Here is a 15,917-nt window from a genome sequence, read left to right on the forward strand (position 1 = left end):
GCAATGAATAGCCATACGCTGTGGTTGATCTGCCGGCGGCTCGGTGCCGGGGTCGTGACCCTGTTGATCGTGTCCATGGTCGTGTTCGCGATCACGGCCGTGCTGCCGGGCGACGCGGCGCAGCAATCCCTCGGCCAGTTCGCCACCCCTGAACAGGTGGCGGCGCTGCGCCTGAAACTGGGGCTGGATCAACCCGGCGTGTTGCGCTATCTGCACTGGTTGATGAACCTGCTGACCGGCGACATGGGCCAGTCGGTGTCCAACGCCATGCCGGTGGGCGAGCTGATGGCCGGCCGGGTGCCGAACACGCTGATGCTGGCGGCCGCCACCGCGCTGGTGTCGGTGCCGCTGGCGCTGATCCTCGGCATCGGTTCGGCCATGGGCAGGGGCGGGCGCATCGACAGCTGCCTGAGCTTCATCACCCTGGCCATGGTCGCGGTGCCTGAGTTTCTGGTGGCGACCCTGGCGGTGCTGATTTTCGCGGTCAACCTCGGTTGGCTGTCGGCGCTGTCCTACGCCACCGACATCACTTCACCGCTGCAATTTCTGCGCACCTACGCGTTACCGGTGATGACCCTGTGCTGCGTGATCGTGGCGCAGATGGCGCGCATGACCCGCGCCGCCGTCATTGACCAACTCGACAGCCCGTACGTGGAAATGGCCCGGCTCAAAGGCGTCAGCCCGATCCGCATCGTGCTGCGCCACGCCTTGCCCAACGCGATCGGACCGATTGCCAACGCCATCGCCCTGAGCCTGTCGTACCTGCTCGGCGGGGTGGTGATCGTCGAAACAATCTTCAACTACCCCGGCATTGCCAGCCTGATGGTGGATGCCGTGACCAACCGCGACATGGCCCTGGTGCAAGCCTGCACCATGCTGTTCTGCGCGGCCTATCTGGCGTTGGTGTTGCTCGCCGACCTCTGCGCCATCCTCTCCAACCCGAGGCTGAGAAACCAATGAACCCGCTCATTGCGAAATCCAGGCCTGCGTCTTCGGCCCTGGCACTGGCCAAGGTATCCGGCAACCCGTCCTGGCTGGGATTGGTCGGTGCTGCCGTCTGCGTCATCTGGCTGCTGGTGGCGCTGTTCGGCCCGTGGCTGGCGCCGCACCCGGTCGGCGAAGTGATCTCCGACAACATCTTCGAAGGCTTCAGCCTGGCGCATCCCTTTGGCACCGATTACCTGGGCCGCGACATGCTCAGCCGGGTGCTGGTGGGCGCGCGCTTCACCGTCGGGCTGTCGCTGGTGGCGGCGCTGTTGGCCAGCTTCTTCGGCACCGGCTGCGCGCTGCTGTCGGTGGTTTCGCCCAAGTGGCTGGACGAAATCATCAGCCGGATCATGGACGCGTTCATTTCGATCCCCAGCAAAATGCTCGCGCTGATCATGGTCTCGGCGTTCGGCTCGTCGGTCACGCTGCTGATCTGCACGGCGGTCATCAGTTACATCCCCGGCTCGTTCCGTGTGGCCCGCAGCATGGCGGTCAATATCGAGGCGCTGGAATACGTGCAAGTGGCGCGCACCCGGGGCGAAGGCAAGCTGTATGTGGCATGCCGGGAAATCCTGCCGAACATGCTTAACCCGGTGCTGACCGACCTCGGCCTGCGTTTCGGCTACATCGTGCTGTTGCTCAGCGGCATGAGTTTTCTGGGCCTCGGCGTGCAGCCGCCGGACGCCGACCTTGGCTCGCTGGTGCGGGAAAACATCGGCGGCCTCAATCAGGGCGCGATGGCGATCATCATTCCGGCGCTGGCCATCGGCACGCTGACCATCGGCGTCAATCTGCTGATCGACTACCTGTCATCGCGACGCGGTCGACGCTCGGGAGGCCATTGATATGACCCAGTTGATTCGCGTCGAAGACTTGCGCGTGGTGGCCGGTGATCCGGGCAGCGAAGTGGAGATCGTCAAGGGCGTGAGTTTTGCCCTGGAGAAGGGCGAAGTACTGGCCCTGATCGGCGAGTCCGGCTCCGGCAAGACCACGATCGCCCTGGCCTTGCTCGGGTATGCGCGACGGGGCTGCCGCTTGTCCGGCGGCGTGGTGCAGGTCGGCGAACACGACATGCTCGCCCTTGACGAAAAACAGCTTCAGGGTTTGCGCGGCAATCGCGTTTCGTACGTTGCCCAGAGCGCGGCGGCCGCCTTTAATCCGGCGAAAAAACTTCTCGACCAAGTGGTCGAAGGGCCGTTGATCCATGGCCTCGGCACCCGCGCCGAACTGGAAGCCAAGGCCATCGGCCTGTTCCGCGACCTGGCCCTGCCGAACCCGGAACGCATCGGGCGTCGCTACCCGCACCAGGTCTCTGGCGGGCAACTGCAACGAGTGATGGCCGCCATGGCACTGATCAGCGACCCGCTGCTGGTGGTGCTCGACGAACCGACCACCGCCCTGGACGTCACCACCCAGATCGACGTGCTGCGGGCGTTCAAGCGTGTGGTGCGTGAGCGCGGCGCCACGGCGGTCTACGTGTCCCACGACCTCGCCGTGGTCGCGCAAATGGCCGACCAGATTGTCGTGCTCAACGGCGGGCAAATTCTCGAAAGAAGCGCCACCGCGCCGCTGCTCAAGGCACCGGCCCACGAATACACCCGCAGCCTGCTCGCCGCCGCGCGTCCTGACACGCGGATTCGCCCGCCCTGTGGCGTTGCTGAAGAGGCGCCGCTGCTGACCATCACCGGCCTGACCGCCGGCTACGGCAACAAAAACCTGCACGGCATGCCGGCGATCCGCGTGCTGGAGGACATCGACCTCACCGTGCGGCGGGGCCAGGCGATTGGCGTGATCGGTGAGTCCGGCTCGGGCAAATCGACCCTGGCGCGGGTGGTGGCGGGGCTGCTGACCCCGGCCCTTGGCGGCCTGACCTTCGACGGCCAGCCGTTGGGCGGCAACTTGTCGGAGCGCACGCCGGAGCAGTTTCGCCGGATTCAGATGGTCTTCCAGAACGCCGACACCGCGCTCAACCCGATGCACAGTGTGGCCACCATTCTCAGCCGTCCGCTGAAAATGTATTTCGGGCTCAAGGGCGCAGCGCTGCAGGCGCGCATCGGCGAGCTACTCGACCTGGTGCGCCTGCCGCGAGACATGGCTGATCGCCGCCCCAACGAACTGTCGGGCGGCCAGAAACAGCGGGTCAATCTGGCCCGTGCACTGGCAGCCAAGCCGGACCTGATTCTCTGCGATGAAGTGACCTCGGCCCTCGACACCGTGGTCGGCGCGGCGATCCTCGAACTGCTCCGCGACCTGCGCCAGCAACTGGGCGTGTCCTACCTGTTCATCAGCCACGACATTTCCACGGTGCGCGCGCTGTGCGACGACATCGTGGTGATGTACAGCGGCCACAAAGTCCACGCCGGCCGCCGCGAATCCTTTGCTGAAGCGCCGTACCATCCCTACACCGACCTGTTGATCCACTCGGTGCCGGAACTGCGTCAGGGCTGGCTGGAAACCTGCGGCGCCACCCATGGCGAGCTGCCGCCGATAGGCGAGCGGGCCAACCTGCCGGAGCTGTGCACCTTTCTCAATCGCTGCCCGATGCGCGTCGACGGCCTGTGCAACCGCACCGCGCCGAACCGCCGCACCCTGGACAACGGCAGCGAAATTCTCTGCCACCGCGACGCCGCCGATCTGCTGGCGACCCAGCGCGGCGTTACCCCCACAAGCTTTGGAGCGTATGCATGAAAGGGCGTTTTTTGAGGCTGGCCGAACAAGGCCGGCCGACGGTCAACCTGACCGTGGATGGCGCGCCGGTCGAAGCGTTGCAGGGCGACACGCTGATGGTGGCGTTGCTGACCCAGGGCACCGCGCTGCGCCAGTCGGAATTCGACAGCGCCCGCCGCGCCGGTTTCTGTCTGATGGGCGCGTGCCAGGACTGCTGGGTCTGGACCCGCAGCGGTGAACGCCTGCGCGCCTGCTCCAACGAAGTCCGCGACGGCCTGGACATCGTCACCACACAACCGGAGGCGACATGGCCACTGCACAGCTGAGCACCCATCGCGTCGTCATCGTCGGTGCGGGCCCGGCCGGCGTGCGCTGCGCCGAAACCTTGCTGGCGGCCGGCATCAAACCGATTCTGGTGGACGAAAACCGCCGCGACGGCGGGCAGATTTACCGCCGCCAGCCGGACGGTTTCACCCGCGATTACAGCACCTTGTATGGCAGCGAAGCCGACAAGGCCAAAGACCTTCACCAGACCTTCGATCGTCTGCGCGGCGCCATCGATTACCGGCCCGACACCCTGGTCTGGAACCTCACGCCGGGGCAATTGTGCTGCGCCAATCAGGGCCGCCACAGCACGCTGGACTACGACGCGCTGATCCTCTGCACCGGCGCCACCGACCGCCTGATGCCCACCGAAGGCTGGCAACTGGCAGGCACCTACAGCCTGGGAGGGGCGCAGATCGCGTTAAAGAATCAGGCCGTGTCCATCGGCCATCGCGTGGTGTTCATGGGCAGCGGGCCCTTGCTGTACCTGGTCGCCAGCCAGTACGTCAAAGCCGGCGCGACTGTGGCGGCGGTTCTTGATACCTCGCCCTTCAGCCTGCGCCTCAAAGCCCTGCCCAAACTGTTGGCGCGACCGGGTTTGCTGTGGACTGGCATGAAATTTCTGGCGCAGCTGTACCGGGCGAAAGTGCCCGTGCATTTCGGCGTCAAGCCGTTAGAGGTACTGGGCGATGGCGCCAATGGCGTGGCAGGCGTGCGCTTCACCACCGGTAGTGGCAAGGCCGTGACCGTGCAGGCCGACGCCGTCGCGCTGGGTTATCACTTGCGCCCGGAAACCCAGCTCGGTGATCTGGCCGGTTGCGCCATGGCCTTCGATGACGCCTCCAGCCAATGGTGGCTGGCGACGGACGAGGCCGGCCGTACCTCGGTGAACGGCGTGTATGCCGCCGGTGATGGTGCGAAGATTCGTGGCGCCGATGCCGCCGAGCACGCCGGGCGCCGAGTGGCCCTGGCAGTGCTCGAAGACCTCAAGCAGCCGTTCAATGCCGGGCTGCGCGATGAACAGCAGCAGGCGCTGGCGGTGATGGACCAGTTTCGTCTGGGCCTGGCCGAAGCGTTTCCCTGGCCCGGCGAACAAGCGAAGGCCTTGCCCGACAGCGCCATCGTCTGCCGCTGCGAGATGACCACGGCGGGCGAATTGCGCCGCACGGTCAACGAGAAGGGCGCCTGTGAAGTCAACCGCGCCAAGGCTTTCAGCCGGGTCGGCATGGGCCGCTGCCAGGGGCGTTATTGCTCGCAAGCGGGTGCCGAAGTGATCGCCGCAGAAGCCGGCGTGCAGGTGCAGGAAGTCGGTCGCCAGCGCGGGCAGGCGCCGGTCAAACCGTTGTCGATGCTCATCGAGGAGGTGTCGCCATGAGCGTGCAAAAAGCAGATGTGGTGATTGTCGGTGGCGGCTTGATGGGCTCAGCCACGGCGTTTTTTCTGCGTCGGCGCGGGCAGTCGGTGATCCTGCTGGAACGCGACCAGATCGGCCAGTACGCCAGCGGCGTCAACTTTGGCAACGTGCGCCGGCAAGGGCGTTTTCTCGGCCAACTGGCCCTGGCCAACCGCTCGTGGGCGCTGTGGAAACGCCTGCCGGAGCTGATCGACGACGACCTCGAATTCATCCCCAGCGGACACATGCGCGTGTGTTACCGCGAAGACGAAATAGCCGAGCTGGAGGCCTACGCCGCCGCGCCGGAAGCCGAGCAACTGGACCTGAAAATCTACCGTGGCGCCGAGCTGCACGAGCGCTTTGGTTTTCTCGGCGCTGACGTCAAAGGCGGCTCTTACGCTCCCCACGACGGCCACGCCAACCCACGCCTCGCTGCGCCAGCCTTTGCCCGCGCGGCCCGACGTCTGGGCGCGCAGATCGAAGAGCGTACGGAAGTGGCCGAGGTCGAGAAGGTCGGCGGAGACTTTCACGTCAGCACCACCGACGGCCGCCAGTTTCACGCCGCGCAGCTGTTGATCACCGCCGGCGCCTGGGGCCAGAAGCTCTCGGCGCAGTTTGGCGAGCCGGTGCCGCTGGACACCCACGGCCCGCAGATGGCGGTTACGGAGCCGGTGCCCTATGCCTTGCCGACGGTGATCGGCGTGTACACCAAGATCGCCGAAGAGGTGATCTACTTCCGCCAGATTCCCCGTGGCAACATCGTCATCGGCGGCGGCTTTCGCAGCAAGCCCGACATGCTCAACCGTCGTGCTGCTGTCGAGCCGCGCAGCATCCTCAATCAGGCCGAACAGATGCGCCGGCTGCTGCCGGGCGTTGGAAACCTGAACATCATCCGCGTGTGGAGCGGCATCGAAGGCTACCTGCCGGATTCGCTGCCGATCATGGGCCCCAGCGGCACCGTCGACGGCTTGTTCTACGCCTTCGGCTTCTGCGGCCACGGCTTTCAGCTCGGCCCCGGCGTCGGTGACGTGATGGCCGAACTGCTCGACACCGGTCGCACCACGACCCCGATCGAGGCATTCTCCATCAGACGTTTTGCCTTTCCTGCTGCGCAACGGAGCCACGCCTCATGAAACCCCGCGTTCTCGAGATTCTGAAACGGCTGATGGCCTTCGAAACGGTGTCGTCGGAGTCCAACATGGCCCTGATCGACTACGTTCGCGACCTGCTGCTGAGCAAGGGCATCGAGTCGCTGATCGTCAAGGACGAGAGTGGCAAGAAGGCCAACCTGTTTGCCAGCACCGGGCCGAAAGACCAGCCCGGCGTGTTGCTGTCCGGGCACACCGACGTGGTGCCGGCGGCGGGGCAGGCGTGGACCTTTCCGGCCTTCGCCGCCACTGTGCAGGACGGGCGCATCTATGGCCGTGGCAGCTGCGACATGAAGGGCTTCATCGCCCTGGCCATCGACGCCATGCTCGACGCGGCAGAGCACTCACTCACACGCCCACTCAACCGCCCGCTGCAACTGGCCCTGTCCCATGATGAGGAGATCGGTTGTGTCGGCGTGCGGCGCTTGCTCGACGTGCTGCACCTGGCGCCGGTGCGTCCGTTTCTCTGCGTGATCGGCGAGCCGACCAACATGCAATTCGTGCTGGGCCATAAGGGCAAGGGCTCCTACCGGACCTATTGCCGGGGCCAGGAGGCGCATTCGTCCCTGGCGCCGCGCTCGGTCAACGCCATTCATGTGGCCTGCGACTTCATCGCCTCCCTGCGGGAGAGCCAGCAGCATTTGCAACAACACGGCGCCCAAGACACCGACTACGACGTGCCCTACAGCACCGTGCACGTCGGGCAGATCAGCGGCGGCAAGGCGCTGAACATCGTGCCGAACCTGTGCACCCTGGATTTCGAGGTGCGCAACCTGCCCGCCGACAACCTCGAGCAGTTCATCGAGCAGATGCGCGAGCGCGCCGAAGTGATCGTGCGTGAGGCGCAGAAGCTTTCCAGCGTCGCGGCCATCGAGATCGAGACCATCAACGTCTACCCCGGCCTCGACACGCACCCGACGGTCGAAGCGGTGAGTTTCCTCAAGCAATTCGCCGCGCCGGACACCGGCATGACCAAGGTCTCCTTCGGCACCGAGGGCGGCCTGTTCAAGCAGCGCCTCGACGTTCCGGTGGTGGTGTGCGGCCCGGGCTCCATCGAGCAGGCGCACAAGCCGGACGAGTTTATCGAGGTGAGCCAGATGGACGCCGGCGAGCGCTTTTTGCAAGGGTTGCTGGGTTCGCTGAAGGCGTAGCAGAGCCTGCCGTCCTGACGTGAATTTCAGCACGGCACGCTGGTTTGAAGGCGCTTTCGGCATCCTCGTTCAAGGCAGATCCCTAGACTGGAATCTGTCTCGGATCAGGACTCGACCATGCTCAAGAATCGCTTGCAAGACCCCGGCCTGCTGGCTGAACGCGCCTACGTGAACGGTGAGTGGATCGCCGCCGACAGCGGCGCCACCCTCGACGTCCGCGCCCCCGCCACCGGCGATCTTCTGGCCCAGGTGCCGGCCATGGACGCGGTCGACACGCGCCGCGCCATCGACGCCGCCGAACGTGCCTGGCCCGCATGGCGCGCGCGTTCTGCGGCAGAGCGTGCGGCGCTGCTGGAGCGATGGTTTCAGGCGATGATCGACAACCTTGACGACCTCGCGCTGATCATGACCAGCGAGCAGGGCAAGCCGCTGAACGAGGCCAAGGGCGAAATCCGCTACGGCGCCGGCTTCGTCAAATGGTTCGCCGAAGAAGCGCGCCGGGTCTACGGCGAAACCATGCCGGCCCCCAGTGGCGACCGCCGGCTGCTGACCCTCAAGCAACCCGTTGGCGTCTGCGCCGCGATCACCCCGTGGAATTTCCCCAACGCGATGATCACCCGCAAATGCGCGCCGGCCCTGGCGGCTGGTTGCCCGATCATCGTCAAACCCTCGGACCTCACGCCGCTGTCGGCCCTCGCCCTGGCGGTGCTGGCCGAGCGCGTCGGTATTCCGGCCGGCGTGTTCAACGTCCTCACAGGGCTGCCCGCCGGCATCGGCGAGGAACTCACCGGCAACCCGGCGGTGCGCAAGATTTCCTTCACCGGCTCCACCGCCGTCGGGCGCCTGCTGATGCGCCAGAGCGCCGAACACATCAAGCGCCTGAGCCTGGAACTGGGCGGCAACGCGCCGTTTGTGGTGTTCGACGACGCCGACCTGGAACAGGCCGTGGCCGGGGTGATGATCAGCAAGTTTCGCAACGCCGGGCAAACCTGCGTGTGCGCCAACCGCATTCTGGTGCAAGCGGGCATCTACGACCGTTTCGCCGCGCGGCTGGTGGAGGAGGTGGCGAAGCTCAAGGTGGGCAATGGCCTGGAAGAAGGCGTGACCATCGGCCCGCTGATCAACCCGGCGGCGGTCGCCAAGGTGGCGCGGCACATCGACGACGCGCTGAGTCAAGGCGCCAAACTGCTCTGCGGCGGGCTTCCTTCAGGTGACAGCCAGTTCGTGCAACCCACCGTGCTGGCTGACGCCCATGCCGGCATGCTGCTGGCCAATGAAGAAACCTTCGGCCCGGTGGCGCCGTTGATGCGCTTTACTACAGAAGACGAAGCGCTGGCGCTGGCCAACGCAACGCCTTTTGGGCTGGGCGCCTACTACTTCACCCAGGACCTGAAGCGCTCGTGGCGCTTCGGCGAAGCGCTGGAATTCGGCATGGTCGGGCTCAACACCGGGATCATCTCGATGGAAGTCGCGCCGTTCGGCGGCATCAAACAATCGGGCCTCGGCCGCGAGGGCAGCAAGTACGGCCTGGACGAGTACCTTGAAGTCAAAGCCTTCCACATCGGCGGCTTGAACTGATTCATCCCGAGGGGCGCACCATGAGCAAGGCATTCAGAATCGCCGCGATGGCGGGCGACGGCATCGGCAAGGAAGTCCTGCCGGAGGGGCTGCGGGTCCTGGAACAGGCGGCCAGGAAATGGGAACTGAACCTGAGCATCGACGTGCTCGACTGGGCCCACTGCGACTACTACCTCGAACACGGGAAGATGATGCCCGACGACTGGTTCGAGCAGCTCAAGGGCTATGACGCGATCTACTTCGGCGCCGTCGGCTGGCCCGACAAGGTGCCGGACCACATTTCCCTGTGGGGTTCGCTGCTCAAGTTTCGCCGGGACTTCGACCAATACGTGAACATCCGCCCGGTGCGCCTGTTCCCCGGCGTGCCCTGTCCGCTGGCCGGCCGCCAACCGGGGGACATCGACTTCGTGGTCATCCGCGAAAACACCGAGGGCGAATACTCCTCGGTGGGCGGCAAGATGTTCGAAGGCACCGAACACGAGTTCGTGCTGCAGGAATCGGTATTCACCCGCCGTGGCGTCGACCGCATCCTCACATTCGCCTTCGAACTCGCCCAGACCCGCCCGCGTAAAAAGCTGACGGCCGCGACCAAATCCAACGGCATCTCCATCAGCATGCCGTACTGGGATGAACGCACGGCACTCATGGCGGCGAACTACCCCGAGGTGAAGTGGGACAAGCAGCACATCGACATCCTGTGTGCGAGGTTCGTGCTGCAGCCGGACCGATTTGACGTGGTCGTGGCATCGAACCTGTTCGGCGACATCCTGTCCGACCTCGGCCCGGCGTGCGCCGGCACCATCGGCATCGCCCCCTCGGCCAACCTTGACCCGGAACGGCGCTTCCCCTCGTTGTTCGAACCGGTGCATGGCTCCGCGCCGGACATTTACGGGCAAAACATCGCCAACCCCATCGCGATGATCTGGTCCGGCGCGCTGATGCTCGACTTCCTCGGCAACGGCGACGACCGCTACCGCGCGGCCCATGACGGTATCTTGCAGGCGATTGAAGACGTGATTGCGGAAGGCCCGATCACTCCGGATTTGGGCGGGAAGGGGTCGACGCAAGACGTCGGGGCGGCGATTGCCGGGAGATTGGTTTAGGGCCGGGATTTCTGCAGGACTGGCTGGCGACGTTTGTGGGACCGGCTTTAGCCGGGAAGGCGACGGATGCCACACCGAGAAGTTGATAGCGATTGCGCGGGCCTCTTCCCGGCTGAAGCCGGTCCCACAGGGACGCAGAGCGTCCCGGACGGCTTTACCACGCGGAGCGTGGGGAACGATCAGATCAAAAGCTTCCCGGCTAAAGCCGGTCCTACTAAAAGCATGCGCGGTGTCAGTGGGACCGGCGGCGATCCTCGTAAGACCGGCTTTAGCCGGGAAGCCCTTGATCTGCTTTTGATCTTCATACGCAAATAGCCCAGACGGCACCAATCGCGACTTTGGTGCAGGCCGAACGTAGACGACGCGCAGTGGGCCGAGCCGCATGGATGCGGCGAGAGCGCCGTCAGGACATGGATGTCCGTTCGGCGCGGGCCCACGGAGCGTCGTCGAAGTGAGGGAACCCTACGAAGTCGGGCCAAACCGAGAGCAGGCACCCTTGGTTACTTGGGGTGCTTTTCCAAGTAACTCGCCGAAGGCGAAACAGTCTGCCCCTAGGCAGACGCCTTAGATCTTGACCTGGCGTGGGCTTAAGGGGGACTGATTTATTTACAACGCTGCACCGTAAATTAATCCCGCATTGAGTGCCTAACTGGCAGGTTCATTTCTGTAAAGCGCAATGCAGTAAATCAATTGCGCCTTTTTTCGCTCATCTAACGCTTTGAGCACCATCACTGCTTGCTCCTGGCTAAGCTCTGTTACGCCCGGGGGTACGTCTGATTTTGTCGTCCAGCCCATCGCGGCAAGCACGTTTGTTTCGAGTGCTTGTGGTACCACCTTCTCGTACTGAAGCGAGTTGTCCGGGTCCGGCTCAGGGTAAAAGCCCGGTATCAGCATGAATGCCATATGAGGTGACTTCACCAATCATTAAGTTATCCAGAGGGTGGTTGGCCCCGTGCTGTGCTCACGCTACGACGCCTATCAGGAGCTTCAGATCGGTCGGAAGTTGGCGTCCCGTGATCGAAGACAGCATTGTGACCTGCTCGTTTGTCAGCGGCCAGTCACCTTCCGCCATCGCGTTTAGGCTTGCATGGCCGAGCCGCGCTACGATTTCGTCATTCAACGACGGATCTATCTTCATTTCAAATTTCAGCGAGTCGTCTTCGGTGCTGTCGAGCAAAAATCCAAATATATAGAGGAACATAGAACTCTCACTTTTCAATTTTACGGCCGGGCTTGGCCGGCTTGGTTCGCTCGCCGGTCTGAGGATCAAACTCCCCCAAGTGCTTGCCTTGTTTGTCATACATTTCGACAGTCCCGTGCTGACTATCCCACTCAAATATTCGGCCTTTGGGATCTTTCCAGCGTCGTCGCTTCGCTCCACCACCCTGGACCATTGTTTTACTGTCTGCTTTCTTGGCGTCTGGAAAGCCTGGGAGGTCCAGCGGAGGCGGATGATACCCATGATCCCCATTAAACGGCCTTGCATACACCACATACATCGACCTCAGCCCCGAGTCAGCGGGGAAGACGAGGATGCAGTCTTCAGCGGTGATGTCGTCGCCGGGGAGACCTTCGAGCTGGCTGTCGGTGTCTTCCGGGATCGGGTGGACGAGGATGGTGCCTAGACGGGCGTCGGTATTTTCAGGGTAGACCAGCGGTTCCAGCGTCCCGTGTCGGCCCCGGCGGGGCGTCATGAGAATGGTTACGCCGCTGAGATGGGCTTCCATCGCACTTTTGTCGGCGTTCCAGCGGGCTTGCACGGTGCGGACCGAGTCATCGCCGGATGACTTGGAATGGATGCCGTAGATCTGTAACTCGCCTTCTGCATCACGGCGCAACTGGAAACGCACCCGCGTTGTCGCTTGGGCCAGGTTGCGCAATTCGTCATCGGTGTAGAGCGTGCCGTCGCCCATCTTCGCCGGGAGCATGCCTACGATGAACAGACTCGCCGGGCCGCCGGCTCCTCGAAGCAGCCACGTGTGGCTGCGCTGCATGATGCCGCCGCCGGCCATGCGGCCCAATCCCATGTCTGCGCCGAGTGCGGCGGCAATAGCGTCGGAGGCGGAGGGCAGGAGCATGGCGCCCGCCATCATGATCGCGCCGAAGTTGGAGGCGGGTTCTACCTCAGTGCCGGCGTCAGTGCTGCACCATTCCCCGGTACAGGATTTGGCGAAGACCTTGTCGGTGCGCTCCTTCGGGGCCGGCCAGCGCTCTGGCATCGGAGTGGGCACCCGCACGGGTTCGGGAGGCGAGTTCCATGCGGCCCACGACGCACCTCCGTTGGGAAGCCCTTTGAAAATCGAGTCGTCCCCAAAGGGATCTTTTTTGTCGTCCTTGAACATGACCTTGTTGATGCCTGCCAATTTGAGGCGGCGGAGGATGCGGTCGGGTCGACGGGTGGTCAACGGCACGGGGGTTACGGGATGTTGCGGGGCGGACAGTTTCCGCTGTGAGTGGTGCTAGCTTTCCCAGAGAAGGTGTCGTGTTGAACATCACATAATTGTTGGCGACTGGAATGGCGTCTTTCCGGCTAAAGCCGGTCCCACTAAAAGCATGCGCTGTTTCAGTGGGACCGGCTTTAGCCGGGAAGACGTCAGGTGCCACACTCGGACCGGGGACAGATTAATTTACGGTGAAGCGTTGTAAATAAATCAGTCCCCTATAAGCGAGTCCCCTATAAGCGTGAAAGCATGCGCTGTGTCAGTGGGACCGGCGGCGATCCTCGTAAGACCGGCTTCAGCCGGGAAGCCCTTGATCTGCTTTTGATCTGCTTTTGATCTTCATACGCAAATAGCCCAGACGACACCAATCGCGACTTTGGTGCAGGCCGAACGTAGACGACGCGGAGTGGGTCGAGCCGCATGGATGCGGCGAGAGCGCCGTTGCGGACATGGATGTCCGTTCGGCGCGGGCCCACGGAGCGTCGTCGAAGTGAGGGAACCCGACGAAGTCGGGCCAAACCGAGAGCAGGCACCCTTGGTTACTTGGGGTGCTTTTCCAAGTAACTCGCCGAAGGCGAAACAGTCTGCCCCTAGGCAGACGCCTTAGATCTTGACCTGGCGTGTGATTTGAAAAACGGCTAATAACCCCGATTTCGATCTATCTGCCCCACCATCCGCTCCCCACGCTCAAACCGCCGAATGTTCTCCAGCAACACCCCAAACGCACTCGCCGGCTGCGTCATCGCCGCCACATGCGGCGTTAACACCACCTGCGGATGCTCCCAAAACGGATGATCAGCCGCCGCCGGCTCCACCTGCAACACATCCAGCACAGCGCCCCCCAACTGCCCACTCTCCAGCGCCTCCAGCAAATCCTCCTCAACAAGATGCCCGCCGCGCCCCATATTGATCAGCCCTGCGCCCCGTGGCAGCAACGCAAACAGGTTCCGGTCCAGAATCCCCTCCGTCTGCTCCGTCAACGGCAGTACGCACAGCAAAATATCGCACTGCCCCAAAAATGCCGACAACTGCGCCTGACCCGCAAAACAGTCCACCCCTTCAACCTCATGAACACTGCGCGCCCAGCCCGACAAGGCAAACCCGAACGGCGCCAGCGTCGCCAGAATCTGCTGCGCCTGGGTGCCCAACCCCATCACCCCCACGCGCCGTTTCTCCGCCGGTTGCAACAGATGGGCCTGCCAACAGCGTGCCGCCTGCTGCTCGCGATACCGCAGCATATCCCGATGCAGACTCAACACCGCCCACGTCGCGTATTCACACATCCCCCGCCTGATGCCCGGATCCAGCAGGCGCACCACCGGCAGATCCGCCGGCAAGCGCGACAGATCCAGCTGATCAACCCCGGCCGACAGCGCGAACAGCACCTTCAGATTCGGCAGCAACTGCGTCAGGTCATCCGGTGCCTGCCAGGCCGCCAGGTACTCGACCTCTTCGGGATTGCCGATGTCCGGCCAGGCGCGCCATTCGATGTCCGGTGCATGTTCGGCGAAGAGTCTCTGCCAGTGTGGCGCGCGCGCGGGGTCGGCTTTGTAGAGCAAGGCCATGGGCTTCTCCTGCTAAAGGGAGGCTGAAGGGAAGGGGTAGGGAGCTAGCCCACATCATCCTCCAAGCCCGGCGCAGGATCTGTTGAAAGGCGGGGCCAAAACAGTCGATCCGAATTTCTCACGGGCCAAGTTCGGCTAAGTGCGTTGCCCGCACGCCGTAACCTGATCAGCATCGCAACCGCCTCCGGGTTGCCCGACTCACGATGGGAAATGCCATGAACAGCAAAGTCGACGAAACCCCTCATTTGCTCCGTCAGCGCGAGCAATTCGTGCCCCGTGGTCTGGTCACTGCGCACCCGCTGGTGATCGACCGCGCCCAGGGCACCGAATTGTGGGACGTGGACGGCAAGCGCTACCTGGATTTCGTCGGCGGCATCGGCGTGCTCAACATCGGCCATAACCACCCGAAAGTGGTCGCCGCCGTGCAGGCGCAACTGCAGAAAGTCTCCCACGCCTGCTTTCAGGTGGCGGCTTACACACCTTACCTCGACCTGGCACAGCGTCTCTGCGAAATGATCGGCGGAAAGGAAGCCTACAAGGCCGCGTTCTTCACCTCCGGCGCTGAAGCGGTGGAGAACGCCGTGAAGATCGCCCGTGCCCACACCAACCGTTCGGCAGTCATCGCCTTCCGTGGCGGCTTCCATGGACGCACCTTGCTCGGCACCACGCTCACCGGCATGAGCCAACCCTACAAACAGAACTTCGGGCCGTTTGCGCCGGAGGTGTTCCATACGCCGTACCCGAACGCGTATCGCGGTGTCAGCAGTGTTGACGCAATCACCGCGCTGAATGAATTGCTCGCCACCCAAGTGGCACCGGACCGAGTGGCTGCGATTCTGATCGAACCGGTGCAGGGCGACGGCGGTTTCCTCACCGCGCCGCCGGAGTTTCTCCAGGCCCTGCGCGCGTTGGCCGACAAGCACGGCATCGTGTTGATCCTCGACGAAATCCAGACCGGCTTTGGCCGTACCGGCACCTGGTTCGGCTACCAGCACTCTGGCATCCAGCCTGATCTGGTCACCGTCGCCAAAAGCCTCGCCGGTGGCTTGCCGTTGTCCGGCGTGGTCGGCAAGGCGCACATCATGGACGCGCCGCTGCCCGGCGGCCTCGGCGGTACCTACGGCGGCAACGCCCTGGCGTGCGCGGCGGGGCTGGCGGTGATCGATGCGTTTGAGGAAGAACACCTGCTGGCGCGCAGCCAACTCCTGGGCGAACGCCTGCGCCGGGGCCTGATCGGTCTGCAGGCGCGTTACCCGCGCATCGGCGACGTGCGCGGCACCGGTTTCATGCTGGCGATCGAACTGATCAAGGATGACGCGGCGCGTACTCCGGATGCCGACCTCAACTCACGGGTGATCGACGAAGCCCGCGCCGGTGGCTTGCTGGTCATCAAATGCGGCGTTTACCGCAACGTGCTGCGCTTCCTCGCGCCGTTGGTGACGACAGAAGCTCAGGTCGACGAAGCCGTGCAGATCCTCGACGCCGCCTTGGCACGGGTCTTGAACTCGAATGTGAAGTGACGCTTTGCCCGCAACGGGCCAGATGCATCCAGGAGGTTCG

The 15,917-nt window shown here is 63.8% G+C and carries 14 protein-coding genes; 10 read left to right on the top strand and 4 right to left on the bottom strand.

Translation table 11 applies throughout. The features are described 5' to 3' along the window. Positions 1-3: 3 nt before the first annotated feature. The 9 genes from SLW74_RS09790 (at position 4) to SLW74_RS09830 (ending at position 10,351) form a co-directional block, all read left to right on the top strand. Positions 4-960, top strand: a complete 957-nt coding sequence (locus tag SLW74_RS09790) for an ABC transporter permease (protein WP_065987220.1) — start codon at positions 4-6, stop codon at positions 958-960. Continuing rightward, entirely contained in the window at positions 957-1,832 is an 876-nt protein-coding gene (locus tag SLW74_RS09795; RefSeq protein ID WP_108123039.1) for an ABC transporter permease, read from the top strand. Before SLW74_RS09790 ends, SLW74_RS09795 begins: the two co-directional genes overlap by 4 nt. Position 1,833: 1 nt before the next feature. Next, positions 1,834-3,675, top strand: a complete 1,842-nt coding sequence (locus tag SLW74_RS09800) for an ABC transporter ATP-binding protein (protein WP_410928738.1) — start codon at positions 1,834-1,836, stop codon at positions 3,673-3,675. Beyond that, a complete protein-coding gene (locus SLW74_RS09805; protein ID WP_410928739.1) occupies positions 3,672-3,980 on the top strand; it encodes a (2Fe-2S)-binding protein in 309 nt (102 codons plus the stop codon). Before SLW74_RS09800 ends, SLW74_RS09805 begins: the two co-directional genes overlap by 4 nt. Beyond that, positions 3,962-5,353, top strand: a complete 1,392-nt coding sequence (locus SLW74_RS09810; RefSeq protein WP_410928740.1) for an FAD-dependent oxidoreductase — start codon at positions 3,962-3,964, stop codon at positions 5,351-5,353. The genes SLW74_RS09805 and SLW74_RS09810 overlap by 19 nt, the downstream gene beginning before the upstream one ends. Continuing rightward, the gene (locus SLW74_RS09815) at positions 5,350-6,504 is read left to right on the top strand and encodes an NAD(P)/FAD-dependent oxidoreductase (protein ID WP_065987225.1); all 1,155 of its coding nucleotides are present in this window, start codon (positions 5,350-5,352) and stop codon (positions 6,502-6,504) included. The genes SLW74_RS09810 and SLW74_RS09815 overlap by 4 nt, the downstream gene beginning before the upstream one ends. Further along, a complete protein-coding gene (argE, locus tag SLW74_RS09820; protein WP_410928741.1) occupies positions 6,501-7,670 on the top strand; it encodes an acetylornithine deacetylase in 1,170 nt (389 codons plus the stop codon). Before SLW74_RS09815 ends, argE begins: the two co-directional genes overlap by 4 nt. A gap of 117 nt (positions 7,671-7,787) precedes the next feature. Continuing rightward, positions 7,788-9,248 carry an NAD-dependent succinate-semialdehyde dehydrogenase gene (locus SLW74_RS09825; protein ID WP_410928742.1) on the top strand — a complete coding sequence of 487 codons (1,461 nt, stop codon included), beginning with the start codon at positions 7,788-7,790 and terminating at the stop codon, positions 9,246-9,248. 20 nt (positions 9,249-9,268) lie between these two features. Next, complete coding sequence (locus SLW74_RS09830) at positions 9,269-10,351, top strand: tartrate dehydrogenase (RefSeq protein WP_410928743.1); 1,083 nt, start codon at positions 9,269-9,271, stop codon at positions 10,349-10,351. Positions 10,352-10,996: 645 nt separating this feature from the next. Here the strand turns inward: SLW74_RS09830 and SLW74_RS09835 are convergent. The 4 genes from SLW74_RS09835 to SLW74_RS09850 form a co-directional block, all read right to left on the bottom strand. Further along, positions 10,997-11,254 (bottom strand): pyocin S6 family toxin immunity protein, encoded by a 258-nt coding sequence (locus SLW74_RS09835; protein WP_410928744.1) that lies wholly within the window; start codon positions 11,252-11,254, stop codon positions 10,997-10,999. Positions 11,255-11,312: 58 nt separating this feature from the next. Continuing rightward, on the bottom strand, positions 11,313-11,552 hold the full coding sequence (locus SLW74_RS09840) for a pyocin S6 family toxin immunity protein (protein ID WP_065987231.1): 240 nt from the start codon (positions 11,550-11,552) through the stop codon (positions 11,313-11,315). A 7-nt stretch (positions 11,553-11,559) separates the two neighbouring features. Next, the gene (locus SLW74_RS09845) at positions 11,560-12,762 is read right to left on the bottom strand and encodes a colicin E3/pyocin S6 family cytotoxin (RefSeq protein WP_410928745.1); all 1,203 of its coding nucleotides are present in this window, start codon (positions 12,760-12,762) and stop codon (positions 11,560-11,562) included. Between the two features lie 668 nt (positions 12,763-13,430). Continuing rightward, entirely contained in the window at positions 13,431-14,357 is a 927-nt protein-coding gene (locus tag SLW74_RS09850; RefSeq protein ID WP_410928746.1) for a 2-hydroxyacid dehydrogenase, read from the bottom strand. Between the two features lie 215 nt (positions 14,358-14,572). On the opposite strand from SLW74_RS09850, the gene gabT reads away from it, so the two are divergent. Next, the gene (gene gabT, locus SLW74_RS09855; RefSeq protein WP_065987234.1) at positions 14,573-15,877 is read left to right on the top strand and encodes a 4-aminobutyrate--2-oxoglutarate transaminase; all 1,305 of its coding nucleotides are present in this window, start codon (positions 14,573-14,575) and stop codon (positions 15,875-15,877) included. Positions 15,878-15,917 lie beyond the last annotated feature (40 nt).

This window comes from Pseudomonas sp. W5-36 (assembly GCF_046540455.1).
GTDB classification, from domain to species: Bacteria; Pseudomonadota; Gammaproteobacteria; order Pseudomonadales; family Pseudomonadaceae; genus Aquipseudomonas; species Aquipseudomonas graminis_B.